This window comes from Corynebacterium halotolerans YIM 70093 = DSM 44683 (assembly GCF_000341345.1).
Classification (GTDB): domain Bacteria; phylum Actinomycetota; class Actinomycetes; order Mycobacteriales; family Mycobacteriaceae; genus Corynebacterium; species Corynebacterium halotolerans.
On record NC_020302.1, the window covers coordinates 2,870,959 to 2,887,483 of the forward strand.

General features: G+C 70.5%; 12 protein-coding genes and 1 pseudogene. 6 read left to right on the forward strand and 7 right to left on the reverse strand.

The genetic code is table 11. The features are described from left to right. Positions 1-31 precede the first annotated feature (31 nt). A pseudogene (locus A605_RS15140) lies at positions 32-1,075 on the reverse strand (acyltransferase family protein); the annotation flags it as partial. 65 nt (positions 1,076-1,140) lie between these two features. Between A605_RS15140 and A605_RS15145 the strand changes: the two are divergent. Both A605_RS15145 and A605_RS13170 read left to right on the forward strand, forming a co-directional pair. After that, complete coding sequence (locus A605_RS15145; protein ID WP_161607633.1) at positions 1,141-2,346, forward strand: PorA family protein; 1,206 nt, start codon at positions 1,141-1,143, stop codon at positions 2,344-2,346. After that, positions 2,343-3,962 (forward strand): MmpA family trehalose lipid delivery protein, encoded by a 1,620-nt coding sequence (locus A605_RS13170; protein WP_425277969.1) that lies wholly within the window; start codon positions 2,343-2,345, stop codon positions 3,960-3,962. Before A605_RS15145 ends, A605_RS13170 begins: the two co-directional genes overlap by 4 nt. Before the next feature lie 117 nt (positions 3,963-4,079). Here A605_RS13170 and A605_RS13175 read toward each other — a convergent pair whose 3' ends face one another. Then, a complete protein-coding gene (locus tag A605_RS13175; protein WP_015402003.1) occupies positions 4,080-5,189 on the reverse strand; it encodes a glycosyltransferase family 4 protein in 1,110 nt (369 codons plus the stop codon). 150 nt (positions 5,190-5,339) lie between these two features. Between A605_RS13175 and A605_RS13180 the strand changes: the two genes are divergently transcribed. Beyond that, positions 5,340-6,110 carry a class I SAM-dependent methyltransferase gene (locus A605_RS13180; protein WP_027004445.1) on the forward strand — a complete coding sequence of 257 codons (771 nt, stop codon included), beginning with the start codon at positions 5,340-5,342 and terminating at the stop codon, positions 6,108-6,110. Between the two features lie 10 nt (positions 6,111-6,120). Here the strand turns inward: A605_RS13180 and A605_RS13185 are convergent, their stop codons facing one another. Further along, on the reverse strand, positions 6,121-6,786 hold the full coding sequence (locus A605_RS13185) for a response regulator (protein WP_015402005.1): 666 nt from the start codon (positions 6,784-6,786) through the stop codon (positions 6,121-6,123). Between the two features lie 2 nt (positions 6,787-6,788). After that, positions 6,789-8,450 carry a sensor histidine kinase gene (locus A605_RS13190; protein ID WP_015402006.1) on the reverse strand — a complete coding sequence of 554 codons (1,662 nt, stop codon included), beginning with the start codon at positions 8,448-8,450 and terminating at the stop codon, positions 6,789-6,791. Positions 8,451-8,726: 276 nt separating this feature from the next. On the opposite strand from A605_RS13190, the gene A605_RS13195 reads away from it, so the two are divergent. Further along, positions 8,727-10,268, forward strand: coding sequence for a CitMHS family transporter (locus tag A605_RS13195; protein ID WP_015402007.1), 1,542 nt, complete (start codon positions 8,727-8,729; stop codon positions 10,266-10,268). Positions 10,269-11,052: 784 nt separating this feature from the next. Here A605_RS13195 and A605_RS13200 read toward each other — a convergent pair. The 3 genes from A605_RS13200 to A605_RS13210 all read right to left on the reverse strand — a co-directional run bounded on the left by A605_RS13200 (position 11,053) and on the right by A605_RS13210 (position 14,767). Then, the gene (locus A605_RS13200) at positions 11,053-12,882 is read right to left on the reverse strand and encodes a phosphoenolpyruvate carboxykinase (GTP) (protein WP_015402008.1); all 1,830 of its coding nucleotides are present in this window, start codon (positions 12,880-12,882) and stop codon (positions 11,053-11,055) included. A gap of 105 nt (positions 12,883-12,987) precedes the next feature. Further along, complete coding sequence (locus A605_RS16075) at positions 12,988-13,461, reverse strand: DUF6802 family protein (RefSeq protein WP_015402009.1); 474 nt, start codon at positions 13,459-13,461, stop codon at positions 12,988-12,990. A gap of 7 nt (positions 13,462-13,468) precedes the next feature. Beyond that, a complete protein-coding gene (locus tag A605_RS13210) occupies positions 13,469-14,767 on the reverse strand; it encodes a hypothetical protein (protein WP_015402010.1) in 1,299 nt (432 codons plus the stop codon). 227 nt (positions 14,768-14,994) lie between these two features. Between A605_RS13210 and trmB the strand changes: the two genes are divergently transcribed. Further along, positions 14,995-15,801 (forward strand): tRNA (guanosine(46)-N7)-methyltransferase TrmB, encoded by an 807-nt coding sequence (gene trmB / locus A605_RS13215; protein WP_015402011.1) that lies wholly within the window; start codon positions 14,995-14,997, stop codon positions 15,799-15,801. Between the two features lie 40 nt (positions 15,802-15,841). Then, positions 15,842-16,519: an NYN domain-containing protein gene (locus A605_RS13220; RefSeq protein ID WP_015402012.1), complete on the forward strand. Its 678-nt coding sequence runs from the start codon at positions 15,842-15,844 to the stop codon at positions 16,517-16,519. Positions 16,520-16,525: the final 6 nt, after the last annotated feature.

A 16,525-nucleotide genomic window follows, 5' to 3' on the forward strand; every position in this document is an offset into this window, starting at 1 on the left:
CCGCTGTCAAAGCGAGCACGAGCCAGAAACCGCCCTGGAACAGGCCCTGCCCCGCCAGGGGGAAGACGACCGCCAACACCGCCAGGTGCCACAGGAAGATGGAGTAGGACCACCGGCCGAGCGCCTGCATGACCCCACTGGTCAGCAGCCCCGGGCCGGGGGCCAGGGCGTAGGGCACGACCAGCAGGGCGGCGAAGGCGGTGCCGGCCAGCACGCGGGCGGTGAACTCGCCCGGGGAGGGGTGGACCAGCCCGAGCGGGCCGAACCACTCCTGCCCGGCCACCCAGGCGACCACCAGGGCCAGCACCCACCATAGCGGCCGGACCCGGAAGACCCGCTCGCACCAGGCGGGCACGCGCCCCTCGGCCTCGGCGGCAAGCAACCCGACGGCGAACCAGCAGACGTACGCCGGCGGCCAGATCTGCCGGTTGGCCACCCCCGGCGCCGGGGTGGACTCCACGAACGGCAGCCACGCCCAGCCCAGGCTGACCACCGCGGCCGCGAGGAACACCCCGACACGCGCCCGGCGGGACAGGCGCCCGACCGTCAGCGCCAGGACGGGCAGCACCAGGTAGAAGGCCACCTCCACGCTCAGGGACCACAGGTGCGTCAGCCCCGGCGCCAGGCCGTCGGCCACGTAGATCTGCGTCAGCGTCAGGTTCGCGGCGATCTGGGTGCCGGACATGCCGGCGGCGTCGGGAAGCAGCAGGATAACGGCCGCCACACAGACGAGGTAGGCGGGCAGGATGCGCCCGGCGCGGTTGACGTAGTAGCGGCCCGCTCGGGCGAGGGTGCGGTCGGTGCGGTGGCGGCGCCACAGCAGGAACGCCGACAGGGCGAAGAAGACGGCGACGAAGAAATCGAAGCGGGCGGAGAGGGAACCGAGGAAGGTGGCCGGGTCCGCGCCGGTCTGGAAGGCGACGTGCGTGACGACGACCCCGAGCGCCGCTACGGCCCGCAGCCCCTCCAGCGAGAAGATGTAGGAACCTTTGTAAGATGGGGCGGTGCCTGATGCGGGTGCCGTCGGCCCTGCCGCCGCATTGGTCGGGGCGGTGCCGGGTGTCTCTCCCGTCACGGGTCGTCACCCCCTTTCTCCGGGTTACTGCCGGAGATGTTACTGGAAGGAAGACGTTGGCCGAGTTGCGGAACCCCAGTCGCGCCGGACGACGGCTCCTGGTGGTGATCACCCTCGCGGTGATCGCGATCATCCTCGGCAACTTCGTCGCCCCGCCCATCATCAACCTGATGAAGCCGTTGTCCACCGACATCTCGGCGACCTACACCACCGAACCCGCGCCCACGCTGGTCCTCGACGCGGTCGCCCTGCGCGAGGGACGTGTCCCGGACGCCAACGCCGACGACGGCGGCTGCGCCGGGCAGGATCCGGCGGAGCTGCCGCTGTCCTGCTTCATCGTGGAGACCGAATCCCACCTGCACCGCGAGACCACCACCAGCCCGGCCGACGACCGTCGCGAGGCGGACGTCGACACGCGTCTGGAGGTGCGCGCCGGTGACCGGCTGCTCGCCGGGATCACCGACCACCTGCGTGTGACCCGGCAGTCCACCTACCCCGTCGCCGACCCGGTGGCCCGCATGAGCGTGGACCTCCCCGGCGCGGACCTCGGGCTCGACACCGGCGAGGCCGTACGCCGGGGCCTGCAGTACTTCTTCCCCTTCACGACCGAACGCCGCTCCTACGCCTACTTCGACCCGATCGCCCAGCGCACCATCCCCCTCGACTATGTGGCGGAGGAACCCCACCACGGCCTGGAGACCTACCGCTTCCACCACGAGGTCACCGCCCTTCCCCTGACCGAGGCCATCGCCCGCGGCTGGGCCCAGCCGGAGGAACCGCAGCCGGCCGGCCAACAGCTGCTCAACCTCCTCAGCGACGAACAGCGCGCCCTGCTCGACGGGCTCCAGGTCGTCGGCCGGGCGGGGGACTACTACAGCGACGCCGAACTCGCCCGCCTCGACCGCGACGCGGAGACCACCGTGGTCCTCGAGCCCTACTACGCCGTCGCCCGCACCCTGTGGACCGAGCCGGAGTCCGGCGTGATCGTCGACTCCGAGCGGGAGTTCCACATCTACCTCGCCGCCGATCCCCGCGAGGCCCAGGCGTTGGCCGCCGAGCCCTCCCCGGACCGCGCCATCTTCCACACCGTGGCCCACTGGGATGAGCGCACGCAGGCCGCCCAACACGAGAAGGCCCAGCCCGTCGTCGACCGGCTGCGGGCCCTGCAGGTCCTGGCCACCGTGTGCAAGGCGCTCGCCTTCGTGCTCATCGCCGTCGCCGCCGTCATGATCGTGCGGCGCCGGCTGGAACAGCGGGGGCGAGTGTCCTGAGCACCGCGCGCCGGTTCCTGCCGACCGCCTGGGCCACCCTGCTCATCGGCCTGCTGCTCTGGCCACTGTTTAGCCCGGGGCAGCTGGCGCTGCGCGACATGCTCGTCCTCGACCACCCGGCCCTGTCCCCCTCGGCGCTCGGCTTCGGGAACCTGGCGGCGCGCAACGTGCCGCAGGACGGAGTGCTCGCGGTGCTCGGCACGTTCGCCCCGGCCTCCTGGGTGGCGCGCGGGCTGATCGTCGCCGCCGCGGCCGCCGGGGCCGGGGGCGCGGCGTGGCTGGCGCGCCGGGCCCGCGGGGGCGGGTGGGCGACGGCCGCGGCGATGACGGTGGTGCTGTGGAACCCCTTCGTGGTCGAACGCCTGCTGCAGGGACACTGGTCGCTGGTCATAGCCGCCTGGCTGCTGCCCCTGATCGCCGCGGCGGGGCTGTCGGGGCGGGCGTGGGTGGCGTGGCTGGCGATGTGGCTGGCCGCGCTCACCCCCACCGGCGGACTGTTCGCGCTGTTCACCGGCGTGGCGACGGCGCGCCGGCACCGCTGGTGGACGGCCGGCGTCGGCGTGGTCGCCTGCCTGCCGTGGATCATCCCGGGGCTGGCGTCGGCGTCGTCCGCGCTGTCGACGCCCGAGTCCGTCGCCGCCTTCGCCCCGCGCGCGGAGGGCCTCGTGGGCACCCTCGGCTCCCTGCTGGGGCTCGGTGGAATCTGGAATGCCGACGCCGTGCCCGCCTCCCGGGAGGTCGGCTTCGCGGTCGCGGGCGTGGCGCTGTTCGCCGTGCTGCTGCTGGGGGTGCGCCGCTGTCCTCCGGTGCTGCTGGTCCTCGGGCTGGTGGGCCTGGGCGGGGCGGTCGCCGCGTGGCTGCTGCCCGAGGCCCTGGCCTGGGCGGTGTCCACCATCCCCGGTGCGGGCCTGCTGCGCGATTCCCAGAAGCTCGTCATGCTGGCCCTGCCCGCCTACGCCGCACTCGCCGGCGGACTGCGGCCCCGCTGGCTGGCGGGTGGGGCGCTGGTGCTCGCACTGCTGCAGGTCCCCGACGCCCCGCGTGCCCTGCAGCAGCTCACCCCGGTGGAGGTCCAGGTCAACGAGGAGCTGGTGGCCTTCGCCGACGGGCGCGACGTGCTCTTCGTCGACCGGCCCGCCCTGATCACGCTCGCCGACGGCCGCGTGGTCACCGATCCCTACGCCAAGGCACTGTCAATGGTCGAATCAGGGGCACTCACCGTGGACGGGGTGCTGGTGGACCCTCCCTCGGAGCGCTGGGTGGCCGCGCAGGAGGCGTGGGCGTGGCGGGACATGGACACGCTCGAGGAACTCGGCGTCGGGGTGATCGTCGACGACGACGGCCGCGTGGTGGGGACCGACGCGCAGCGACGCGTCGCACCCCTGGGTGTGGCCCTGCTGGGGCTGTGGCTGCTCATTCCCGTGGGGGTGCTGGTTCTGCGCCTGGCCGGGCGGGGTGGTCGACGAGGTGCTCGACCGCGGCCGGCGGGTCGACGCGCGGGTGGCCCGCGCGGTAGGCAGGGCGGCAAACAGAGCGGTAAGTCGGCCGGCAAGCGGGATGCCCGCCCCGCCGCCTCCCCGCGCAAACGCACCGGGAAGGACGCGGCGGAAGACTAGTACCGCGTCAAGACCAGCTGAATCAGGGGCATTAAGGTATACCCTATTGAATCGCCCATCACTGTGGAGCGACCTGATTGAGAGCGAACTACGACTGCGACCCCCTGAGTCCGTCCGCTACCGCCCCAGCCCCTCCAGCAGTTCCGCGAACTGTCGTCCGGTGCGCTCCCAGGAGAAGGTCTGGGCGCGCACGTAGGCTGCCAGGCCGAGGTCGTGGCGGGATTCGGGGGCGTCGAGAAGCGCCTGCGTCAACCGGATGAGCTCGTCGCGGTCCTCGGCGAGCATGCCGGTCTGCCCGTTGAGCACGGAGTCCCGCAGGCCGCCGGAGCTGCGGTAACCGAGGGTGGGCACGCGGTGCTGGGCGGCCTCGATGACGGCCAGCCCCCACCCCTCCTTCCGCGAGGGCATCAGGTGCAGGCAGGCGCGGTCGAGCAGGGCGTGCTTGTGCTCCTCGGCGACCTGGCCGTGGAAGGTCACCCGGTCGGCCACCCCGGTGCGCTGCGCATAGACGCGCAGCTCGTCCTCCCACCAGCCGGAACCGATGACGTCGAGCACCACGTCGTGGGATTCGCCGAGTGCGGCGACAACGTCCATCGCGTGCTCGATCTGCTTGTGCGGCACCAGCCTCGACAGGGTGACCAGGTGGTGCCGGCCGGTCCGTTCCGCCCGCGGGTGGTGCTCCGGCACCGGATCCACGCCGTTGCGGATGATGTGGATGCGGTCGGCGTCGACCCCGAGTCCGACCAGCTCGTCGGCGCTCGGTCCGGAGACGGTCACGTACGGGCTGCGGCGGTAGACCAGTGGGGCGACGCGTCGTTCCAGGAACCAGCCCAGCCGCGCGATGGCGGGTCCGGCGACCGGCCACTGCTCCCGGTGGCAGTGGTGGGTCAGCAACACGGTCGGAGCGCCGGTGACGAGCCGGGCGAAGAAGGGGATGCCGTTCTGCGTGTCGACGACCGCGTCGAGGCGGCCGAGCGTGCCGATGCCCAACCGGCCCAGCAGGATACCGGCCAGCGCCTTCGGGTAAACGGTGAACTTGCCGCCGCTGCGGGAGTAGCGCACCCCGTTGCGGTAGGACCGGCGCGGGGCGTCGGTGTGGCCGGCGGTGCGGTAGACGACCTCGTGCCCGCGGGAGGCGAGGTACTCGCCGACGCGCTCGAGGTAGCGCTCCGAGCCGCCACCCTGCGGGTGGGTGGAGTCGCGCCAGCACAGCAGAAGAATCTTCATGACCTCGCCCAGCCTATCGGTATCCCCTTTTGCGGTGCACCGCCGTCTCCGCCGCCGCGGTGACGGCGGGTGGCCCGGCCCGGGATCCGGTCTGGCATTCTGTGGGACGACACCTCCCCTCCCCGCACCCTCCGGAAGAACTACTCCACCATGATCTTTCCCCGCACCCGCGCACTGGCCACCCTGGCCCGCTCGCTGCGCCTGCTCACCTCGGTGCGTCAGGAGCAGACCCGGCCCGACCTGTTCTACGGCGAGCTCGCCGAGGACACCGCCGGGCTGCTCGCCGCGCTGCGCCACGACATCACGGGCGAGTCGTTGTCCGGGGACGCGGTGCTCGACGTCGGCGGCGGCCCCGGCTACTTCGCCACCGCCTTCGAGCGCCGCGGGGCGAGCTATGTGGCAGTGGAACCGGACGTGGGCGAGATGTCGGCGGCCGGCATCGAGGTCGCGGCGTCGGTACGCGGCTCCGGGACGGCGCTGCCCTTCCGCGACGCGGCCTTCGACGTGGTGTACTCCTCCAATGTCGCCGAACACGTGGACCGGCCCTGGGACATGGGCCGGGAGATGCTGCGGGTCACCCGCCCCGGCGGGCTGGTCGTGCTGAGTTACACGGTCTGGCTCGGCCCGTTCGGCGGGCACGAGACCGGGCTGTGGGAGCACTACGTGGGCGGCGGCTTCGCCCGCGACCGCTACACGCGCCGACACGGGCACCCGCCGAAGAACGTCTTCGGCGAGTCACTGTTCGACGTCTCGTGCTCCGAGGGGCTGCGCTGGGCGCGGGGGCTCGAGGAGCAGGGCCTGGCCGACGTCGAGCTGCTCTTCCCCCGCTATCACCCGTCCTGGGCGTGGTGGCTGGTGCGGGTGCCGCTGGTGCGGGAATTCCTGGTGAGCAACCTGGTCGTCGTGGTGCGCAGGCGCTGAGAGCCGGCGGCTACCTGCCCGAGGCGTTTCCCCGGGCGTAGAGGTGCTCGGGGCGGCCCGAGGTGCCGTAGCGCAGGCGGACCTCCAGAATGCCCCGACCCGCCATCGCGGCCAGGCGGCGCTGCGCGGTCGCCCGGGAGACCCCGGCGAGCCGGGCGACCTCGCTGGCGGAGAGCACGCCATCCCCGAGGGCGTCCAGCATCAGCTGCTCCGTCGCCGAGGCGGACGGGCTCGCCGGTTCCTCGGAACCGTGCATGATCGACAGGGCCTGGTCGACCTTCTCCTGTCCGAGTCTGCGGGTTCCGGAGACCACCCTGCGGAACCGGGCGTAGCGGTCGAGTCGTTCCGCCAGCACCCGTTGGGAGAACGGTTTGACCAGGTAGGCCAGGGTCCCGGCATGTAGGGCGCGGCGGACCGTGGCGGGTTCGTCGGCGGCGCTGAGCACGAAGGCGTCCACATCTGCCGCACGGACCAGTTCGATCCCGTCCCCGTCGGGCAGGTAGACATCGGCCAGCAGCAGGTCCGGGGCGTCCCGGGCGATCACGTCCCTGGCCTCGGCGATCGTCCGTACCGAGTCCAGCACGGTGAAACCCGCCGTGCCCCGTACGACGTCCGCGTGGATGCCCGCGACTCGGAAGTCGTCGTCGATCACCAGCACCCGCCAGTCCCTGTTCATTGTCATCTACTCCCATCCTCTTCCCGGTCGCGCCGCCGATCCGCAGTCACTCCCGGTTCCATCACACCCGGCAGCCGGGCGCCGAACACCGCCCCGCGGCCGCTCGGCTGCCGGCCGCGGTCGATGATCCACAGATCCCCGCCGCGGCGGCGCACCAGCTCCCGGCACAGCTTGAGTCCGATGCCGTGCCCGTGGACCGCGTCGCCGCCGGCGGACCCGGCCGCGAACACATCGGTGCCGGGGGCAATCCCCGCGCCGGTGTCGGCGACGACCAGCACCAAGTCACCGCCCTCGTCCAGGAGAGTGATGTCGACCTCCCGCGGCGTCTCGCTTGTCTCCGGTGCTTCCGCAGCCGCCCTGACCGCATTGTCCACGAGGTTACCCAGCACCGTGGCGGTGTCCTCCACCCCGGAGACCGTCCCCAACACGAGGGTCTCCTCCCCGAGCCTGAGATCCACGCCCCGTTCGGCGGCCTCCATGGATTTCGCCCCGAGGAAGGACTGGAGGAAAGGCTCCGCGAGCAGCTCACCGTCCGCCAGGGGGTAGTCCACCGGCCCGCGGTCGCGCATCTCCCGCAGGAACTCCCCGGCCTCCCCGATCCGGCCGGCGTCCAGCAGGCCGGTGGCCACGTGCATGCGGTTGGCGAACTCGTGGCGCTGGACCCGCAACGCCGAGGTCATCGCGCGGACGGAACCGAGCCGCTCGCTCAGCCCCACGATGTCCGTGCGGTCCCGGACGATGATCACGGAACCCAGCCGGCGCCCGGCCCGTTCGACCGACCGCGAGTCCAGGTAGAGCACCCGGTCGCCGATGGCCACCGCGTCCCGGGCCTCACCGTTGCGCAGCGCGACCAGCACATCCGCCGGCAGGTCGAGTTCGGCGAACGCGCGCCCCTCGGGAGCTTCGATCCCGAGCATCCGGGCGGCCGGCTCGTTGCACACGCGGACGATCCCGTCCAGGTCGAGGGAGATGACGCCGTCGTCGACGCCGTCGAGGACCGCCGCCTGGTTCTGCACCAGCGAGACGAGTTCCTCCGGCTGCAGCCCCAGGGTCAGCTGTTCCCAGCGGCGCCGCATCAGCAGCAGCGCGCCGATTCCGACGGCGAGCGCCACCACCGCTGCCGCGGACACCCCGAGCAGCAGCCGCGGCAGCTCATCGAAGACGCTCGCCCGCTCGAAACCCACGCTGACCTCGCCGACCGGTTCCCTCGTGCCGGGGGCGTACACGGGCACCTTCGCCCGCGCGGACTCCCCCAATGTCCCGGTCTCCCAGGCGATGATCTCCTGCCCACGCAACGCCGCCTCGTGGCTGGTGCTCACCTGCTCCCCCAGGCGTTCCTCCTCGGGGTGCGCCAGCCGGATGCCCTCGGCATCCGCGATGACCACGAACAACGCGCCGGTGCGTGCGGTGATGTCCGTGGCGTAGTCCTGCAGAATTCCCGAGGCCAGCTCCACCTCCGATGCCTCCGGGGCAGCCACCCGTCGGGCGACCTCGCTCCGGACCTCCGGTTCCGCGGCGACGGTGCGGGCGATCGACAGCGCCGAGGACTCGGCCTCGGCCTTGAGCTGATTGACGGCCAGCCAGGCGAAGATCACGGCGCACACCGCGACAACGGTCACGACCGTGAGCAGTTGCAGCAGCAGCACCCTGGTGGCGAAGCGCATGATCTTCCCCTCATCTCCTCATCCCGGTCCGGCACGGCGCGGGACAATGCGGAATCCGTCCCGCCGTCCGTCCCTCATGATCTCAGCCCGCCCGGTGCCGGCGAAAAGAGGCGGCACCTCCGGGGTTGCCGCATCCCCTGAGCAAAATGCACAGAAATCTTTAAATGCACTTTAGGTGGGCCAATGCACTCAAGCACGACTATGTGGCGCAGAACACTTAATCTTTCGTGGACGTCAGACCCCACGAACTATTCCCGCCTCTCTGAAGGACTGTCGATGAATACCCCCGCCACCGTTACGCTCGCCGCGGAATACGCGATGAGCTACACCCTCTCAGACGGAGTCCTCGTCGCCCTCGGCTTCACCATGATCCTCACGTTCATGACGCTGATCATGACGGGTCGCCTGACTCCCCTGGTCGCCCTCATCCTCGTTCCCACGATCTTCGGACTCATCGCCGGTGCCGGCTTCGGCCTCGGTGACATGGTCCTCGACGCCATCGGCGACATGGCCCCCACAGCAGCACTGCTGATGTTCGCGATCATGTACTTCGGCATCATGATCGACGTCGGGCTCTTCGACCCGCTGATCCGGGGGATCACCCGGGTGCTGGACAACGACCCGGCGAAGGTCGTCGTCGCCACCGCCGTCCTGGCGGGCGTCGTCTCGCTCGACGGTGACGGCTCGACCACCTTCATCATCACCACCTCCGCGATGCTGCCGATCTACCTGCGCCTGGGCATGAGCCCCGTCATCCTCACCTGCACCGCCGGCCTGATCAACGGCACCATGAATATCGTGCCCTGGGGCGGCCCGACCGCCCGCGCGTCCGCCGCGCTCGGCGTGGACGCCACCGACATCTTCGTCCCGATGCTGCCCTCCCTGGCCGTCGGCGTCATCATCTGCCTCGCCTTCGCCTGGTGGATGGGCCTGGCCGAGCGCAAGCGCCTCGGCGGCGTCATCGACACCTCCCGCTTCGGCGGCGACGGTGGCCGCGGCGGCGGGACCGTCGGTGGTTCCGGATCCTCCCGTGACGACGGCTTCGGCGGCGGCTCCGGACACGGGCCCTCCGGCGGCGGGGGCGGAGTGGACACCGACACCCGCGTCGAGGTCGAGGAACACTCCACCGCCGGCCTGGTCGACGACGACGATCCCACGATGGCCGACACCGCGCTCGACCCGCACCGTGCGACCCTGCGCCCGAAGCTGATCTGGTTCAACCTGATCCTGACCATCGCCGTGATGGTGCTGCTGGTTCTCAACATCTTCCCGCTGGCCTTCGTGTTCATGGTCGGCACCGGCCTGGCCCTGGTAGTGAACTTCCCGCAGATCAAGGCTCAGACCAGTGAAATCGTCTCCCATGCCCCCAGCATCGTCAGCGTGGTCTCCATGGTCCTGGCGGCCGGAGTGCTGGTCGGTGTCCTCGACGGCACCGGCATGGTCACCGCGATGGCGGACTGGATCACCACCGTCATCCCGAACTCCATGGGCCCGTACCTGGCCGTGATCACCGGCGTGCTGTCCATCCCGATGACGTTCTTCATGTCCAACGACGCCTTCTACTTCGGCATCCTCCCGGTCCTGGCGGAGAGCGCCGCGAACTTCGGCATCAACCCGGCCGAGATGGCACGCGCCTCCATCACCGGCCAGCCGGTCCACATGCAGAGCCCGCTGGTCCCGGCCATCCTCCTGCTGGTCTCCCTGGCCAACGTCAATCTCGGTGACCACCACAAGAAGGTGCTCTGGCGCGCCGTGATCGTCTCCCTGGCCATGCTGGTCATCGGCGTCCTCGTCGGCGCCATCCCCTTCGCCGTCTGACGGCAGTCCCCACTTCCCTGGGCCGCTCCCGGACTCCCACCACGATGGGAGATCGGGAGCGGTCGACCTCGGGGAGCCACAGCTTCCCGGGCAACCCCCTCCATCCCGTCATCGTCGGACCATGAGACTGCGCCACGGACTACCTGCGGGAACGTTGGGGTCAGGGGACATCAGCCACCGGGATGGCGGCCCTGCGACTCCCTCCTGCGGAGGCGGAGATCTGGACCGGCTTCGACGACTCGACAAAGGGGAACCCCTTCCACCAGTGGCTGGGCGCCCGAGCCGGGCATCCGGGAAGGTGCCGCCATCCTTATCGGATTACCGACGAGACCCCTCCTTCCGAATCAGACTGTCAGCCCCCTTATTCCGTGGAACCGGGGTATCCGGCGAGTCAGATTGGCGAGAGACCGTCCCCGACAGGGCGGCCTCCAGACGTCAGGCGCCGTGGTCGACGCCCTGATCAGGGAACCACTCCAGGTGATTCCGTACACAAGCCCCCTTTTCGAGACAATTTGAGCAGGTTTAAACATGCCCAGATTCACAGAAGAGGGGCAGAGTGCGCTTATCGCCTCGAATTCAGAGTGGGAGTTCCGCAGTCATTGTTATTCCCGGAGGTTAGACGGGAAGAATCCTTAAAACCTTGAGCCCGCCCGGCGCTTCAGGCCGTGACTGACCCCCTGAGGTTCACAGTCACGTCCCTTCAGAAACGCCGGACCCCGCCGCCACCGGAAGAACCGGCGGGGGCGGGGTCTCAGCGCGGCGTGGTCACGCAGCGCACAGCGGGCTACTTCTGGGCGGCCTCGACACGCTCGCGCAGCTTGGCCAGCTGGCCGAAGATCTCCTGCGGGATGCGGTCGCCGAGGTTCTTGAGGTACTCCTCGTTGTCCTCGAGGTCGCGGGTCCAGTCCGCGGCCGGGGCGGACAGCGACTCGCGGATGTCCTCCATCGGGGTGTCCAGGCCGGTGAGGTCCAGGTCCTCGGCACGGGCGGTGTGGCCGACGACGGTGTCCTCGGCGCCCACGCGGCCCTCGATGCGGTCGACGATCCACTTCAGGACGCGGGAGTTCTCGCCGAAGCCCGGCCACAGGAAGCGCTTGTCCTCGCCGCGGCGGAACCAGTTGACCAGGAAGATCGAGGGCATGCGGTCGCCGCCCTTGTTGCCCATGTCAATCCAGTGCTGCAGGTAGTCACCGATGTTGTAGCCGGCGAAGGGCAGCATGGCCATCGGGTCATGGCGCAGGGAGCCGACCTTGGCCTCGGCGGAGGCGGCGGTCTGGCCGGAGGCCAGGGTCGCGCCCAGCATGGTGCCGTGCTCCCAGTCGAAGGACTGGGTGACCAGCGGCACGGTGTCGGGGCGGCGACCACCGAAGAGGATGGCGTCGAGCTTGACGCCCTTCCAGTCGTTGAACTCCGGGGCGGCGACCGGGCACTGCTCGATGGCCACGCAGTAGCGGGAGTTCGGGTGGGCGGCTGGCCGGTCGGCGTCCGGGGTCCATTCATTGCCCTGCCAGTCGATGAGGTGGGCCGGCTTCTCGCCGTCCATGCCCTCCCACCAGACGTCGCCGTCGTCGGTGAGCGCGACATTGGTGAACAGGGTGTTGCCCGGCTCCATGGTGCGCATGGCGATCGGGTTGGAGGCGTAGTTGGTGCCCGGGGCGACGCCGAAGAAACCGTTCTCCGGGTTGACGGCGTAGAGGCCGTCCTCGCGCAGGCGCAGCCACGCGATGTCATCGCCGACGACCTCGGCGGACCAGCCCTCGAGGGTCGGGGTGATCATGGCGAGGTTGGTCTTGCCGCAGGCCGACGGGAACGCCGCGGCGATGTGGTAGGCCTCGCCCTCCGGGGAGGTCAGCTTCAGGATGAGCATGTGCTCGGCCATCCAGCCCTCCTCCTTGGCCATGACGGAGGCGATGCGCAGGGCGTAGCACTTCTTGGCCAGGATGGCGTTGCCGCCGTAGCCGGAACCGTAGGACCAGATCTCCTTGGTCTCCGGGAAGTGGGTGATGTACTTCGTGTCGTTGCACGGCCACGGCACATCCTCCTGGCCCGGCTCCAGCGGCGCGCCGACGGAGTGCAGGCAGGGGACGAAATCGCCGTCGGTGCCGATCTTGTCCAGCGCCTCCTGGCCCATGCGGGTCATGATGCGCATGGACATGACGACGTAGGCGGAATCGGTCAGCTGCACGCCCAGCTTCGGGTCCGGATCGGTGATCGGGCCCATGCAGAACGGCACGACGTACATCGTGCGGCCCCGCATCGCCCCACGGAAGTGCTCGCGCATCTCCGCCTTCATCTCGGACGGATCGGCCCAGTTGTTGGTCGGGCCGGCGTCCTCCTCCTTCTCGGAGCAGATGTAGGTGCGGGACTCGACGCGGGCGACGTCGGACGGGTTGGAGCGGGCGAGGTAGCTGTTCGGACGCTTTTCCTCATTGAGCTTGATGAGGGTGCCTGCCTCAACGAGCTCGGCTGCGAGACGGTCCCACTCTTCCTGGGAGCCATCGGCGAAGACGACGGAGTCGGGTTGGAACAACTCCACTGCCTCGGCAATCCAGGTGAGAAGATTCTCATTATCGGTGGGAGCAGGGCCCACGAGGCCCTTAATCGCAGTGGTCATGTGTTCTCCTGACATATAAGTCACTCGGCAGAGTTCTCACCCCACAGGGTATCTACTCGACAACCGGTGCGGGCGATTCGTGACCTTTTCCTCATGTGTCACTGGTCATGACCGGCCCGTTTCCTCCCGTTCTATCCTCCACCACCCCCGATTTTGTTGATGTGAACAACGATCCACCTGCCCTATTTCGGGGGTGCGCTCGGGAGGCAATCCCCACGCTTCACTCGGGCCGGAAGCCCCATTTCCGGAACCCTCCTCCGGTAGCCCCCACTCGGCCGCGTGGGGGTCGGAGGACCAGACCTCGAAGTCTCCAGCGGCGTGGACGGTGGTGATGTGGTCAACCTCCCCGTCGGCGTCCAGATCAGCGTAAATGGTCATCCCATTGGCGTCCGCGAGCGTCACGGAATCCCCCGCCGAACCGTCCAGCCGCCAGTCTTCCCCGCCGAGCGAGAGTCGCAACGAGTCCTCCCCCGCCACCACCTCCCCTGCGCTTCCGACCTCCGTCGTCTCCCCCTCGGGCCCGTCCAGCCCGTCCAGCCCATGGAAGACCTGCCACCACCCGTCGGACAACGTCCTCACTCCCCTCTCAGTCGTGCGCGCGGGTCAGTGCCCGCCGCAGCCAGGCCTGCGGGCCAGCCGGCGCACCCCCGGCCCCACCCGCCTGCAGGTACCCTCGCCGCAGCCGTCCGGCCTGCTCCCCGGCCCAGGCCGTCCACCGCTGCCGGTGCGCCCGGCGCCACCGCAGCCAGCCGACGAGCGCGCCGACGGCGATCCCCGCGCCCGCCCCGGTCACCGGATCGAGCGCCCAGACCAGGCGCCCGACGGCCGCACCGGCGAGGACGGCGAGCAGACCCGCCTGCGCCAGCGGTTCCAGCAGCACCTCCCTGCCCGGTTCGGTCACCTCGCCCCCGCCCAGCTGCCGGGCGAGGCGGCGGAAACTGGCCAGGGCCGCGCGGTTGTCATCACCAGCCAGTGCGACGGCCTCCTGCAGGCGCAGTTCGAGTGTGCGGCGGCGCCGGCGTTCCAGGTGGTCCGCCGCCCGCGACCACGCGCCGGGCCGTGGCTCCGGCAACTCGACGGTCCGTGGCCGGTCGAGGACGGCGGTGAGCACCGCCGCGAGTTCCCCCTCGACGGTGTGGTGACCGGCAACCCCCGCGGGCAGCGGCGCGGTGGAGACGAGCCGACCGACCCGGCGCGCGGCATCGGCGAGCGTGGGGGCGTCGGTGGCGCCCCAGCCGCGGGCGGGCGCGACCGCCACGACGGCCTCGACGTCCCCGTGGTCCACGATCTCCACGTCCGGCAGCGCGTGGCTCAGCTCGTGGGTGACGGCGCCGCGGCGCGCTTCCTCGGGCCCGATCACCGCGACACGGACGGCCGGCATCATGACCGGGTCGGCCAGCACCGCGATGGATTCGAGTCCGGGGGCCAGCCCGGGGTGGCGGGCGGCCAGGGCGTGCAGCTCCCCGGCCAGCAGGTGGGTACGCGCGCCGAGGACGGCCGCCGGGGTCAGGGCGGCGATGACCTGCCGCGCGGCGTCCTCGCCGAGGTCGGGCACCCGCACGAACAGCGCGGGCCCGGCGAGCATGCGGGAGCGCACCCGGGGTGGGACGGTGCCGGCATGGACGAACACGACGGCGTCGACGCCCGGGGTGGTCACCGGCCAGTTGACGGCGACCTCGCGGGCGCCGAGCGTGGTGAGCCAGTCCTCCGGCAGGGGCACCGCGGCGTCGAGACCGCAGGCGCCGATGCGCGGCGGCCCGGTCAGTTCGATCAGCGTGCGCCGCAGGTCCTCGCCGGCCCGGCAGCCGAAGGGGCGGCCGTGCGCCCAGTCCGCGGCGCGGGTGAAGATCACGGGCGTCGGTACCGCCGTGGTGTCCCCGGTCATGACTGTCCATCCCCCGAACTGTCAGTGGTTGCGGGGGCGCCCAGCGTCGGTGGCGCCCTCCCCACGGCCATGGTGGCCGACGGGCGCGGGCACCGCAACCGGAGCAGTGCCGGCACCACCACTCCAGGCCCATCATTCACACCTGACCCCATCTCAGGGGCCGGAAACCACCGGTTTTCCGGGCCGGAAAATTGAAGTTCACCCACGGCAAGGGAACAATAGGCACGGTGACTAGTCCTGATTTTTCCCAGAGTTCCCCCGGCCCCTCCTCCGCGGATCGCCCCCTCGGCGATCTGCCGGCCGGCCGACCCCCGCAGACCGAGTTCGATGACGGCCTCGACTACCCGCGCCTGGGCGCGGTCAGCTTCCGCCGCGGCACACTGACGGACAACCAGGAAAAGCTGTGGGAGGAGAACTGGCCGCGCCTGGGCCGGGTGCTCTCCGACGAGACCATCGACGTCGACGCCTGGTTCGGCCGCGCCGGTGCCCCCACCGTCCTGGAGATCGGTTCCGGCACCGGCACCTCGACGGCCGCGATGGCGCCGCTGGAGGCCGACACCAACGTCATCGCCGTGGAGCTGTACAAGCCGGGCCTGGCGAAACTGCTGGGCGCGGTCGTGCGCGGCGGCATCGACAACATCCGCATGGTCCGCGGCGACGGCATCGAGGTGCTCGCCCGCATGATCGCCCCGGCCAGTCTCGACGGGGTGCGGATCTTCTTCCCGGATCCCTGGCCGAAGGCGCGCCACCACAAGCGCCGCATCATCCAGTCCGGGCCGCTGCACCTGATCGCCACCCGGCTCAAGCCGGGCGGGGTGCTGCACGTGGCCACCGACCACGCCGACTACGCCGAATGGATCTCCGAGCTGGTGGACGTTGAGCCGTTGCTCGAGTACCGGGGCTGGCCGTGGGACGAGGCCCCGCTACTGACGGACCGGCAGGTGATCACCAAGTTCGAGGGCAAGGGCCTGGACAAGGACCACACCATCAACGAATTCCTGTGGCAGCGCACCGAGGCGCCGGCCGAGGACTGATTCCCTTTTTTTGATTCCTTAATTACTGAAATGAGCCACCGTGAACGACATCCACGAGTCCACTCACCACTACCGTGAGAACGCCAGCCCCGGGCCGCAGAATCTGCTGCTGGTCTGGGACGCCCCCAACCTGGACATGGGGCTCGGCGCCATCCTCGGTGGCCGCCCGACGGCCGCCTACCGGCCGCGTTTCGACGCCATCGGCCGCTGGCTGCTGGGCGAGGCCGCCGAGCTCTCCCGGGAGACCGGGGCACGCGTCGAGCCGGAGGCCACCGTGTTCACCAACGTCACCCCGGGTGGTGCGGACGTCGTCCGCCCCTGGGTCGAGGCGCTGCGCAACGTCGGTTTCGCCGTGTTCGCCAAGCCGAAGATCGACGAGGACTCCGACGTCGACCCGGACATGCTCGCCCACATCCGCCGCCGGCACGCCGAGGGCGTGCTGCAGGGCGTGGTCGTCGCCTCCGCCGACGGGCAGAACTTCCGGGAGACCATCGACGAGCTGATCGACGAGGGCCTGCCGGTCACCGTCATCGGCTTCCACGAGCACGCCTCCTGGGCCGTGTCCTCGGACACGATCGACTTCATCGACCTCGAGGACATCCCCGGGGTGTTCCGTGAGCCGCTGCCGCGGATCAGCCTGGACCAGCTGCCCGACGAGGGCGCCTGGCTGCAGCCGTTCCGTCCCCTCTCCGCGCTCCTCAACAGCCGACAGCACTAGGAAGGC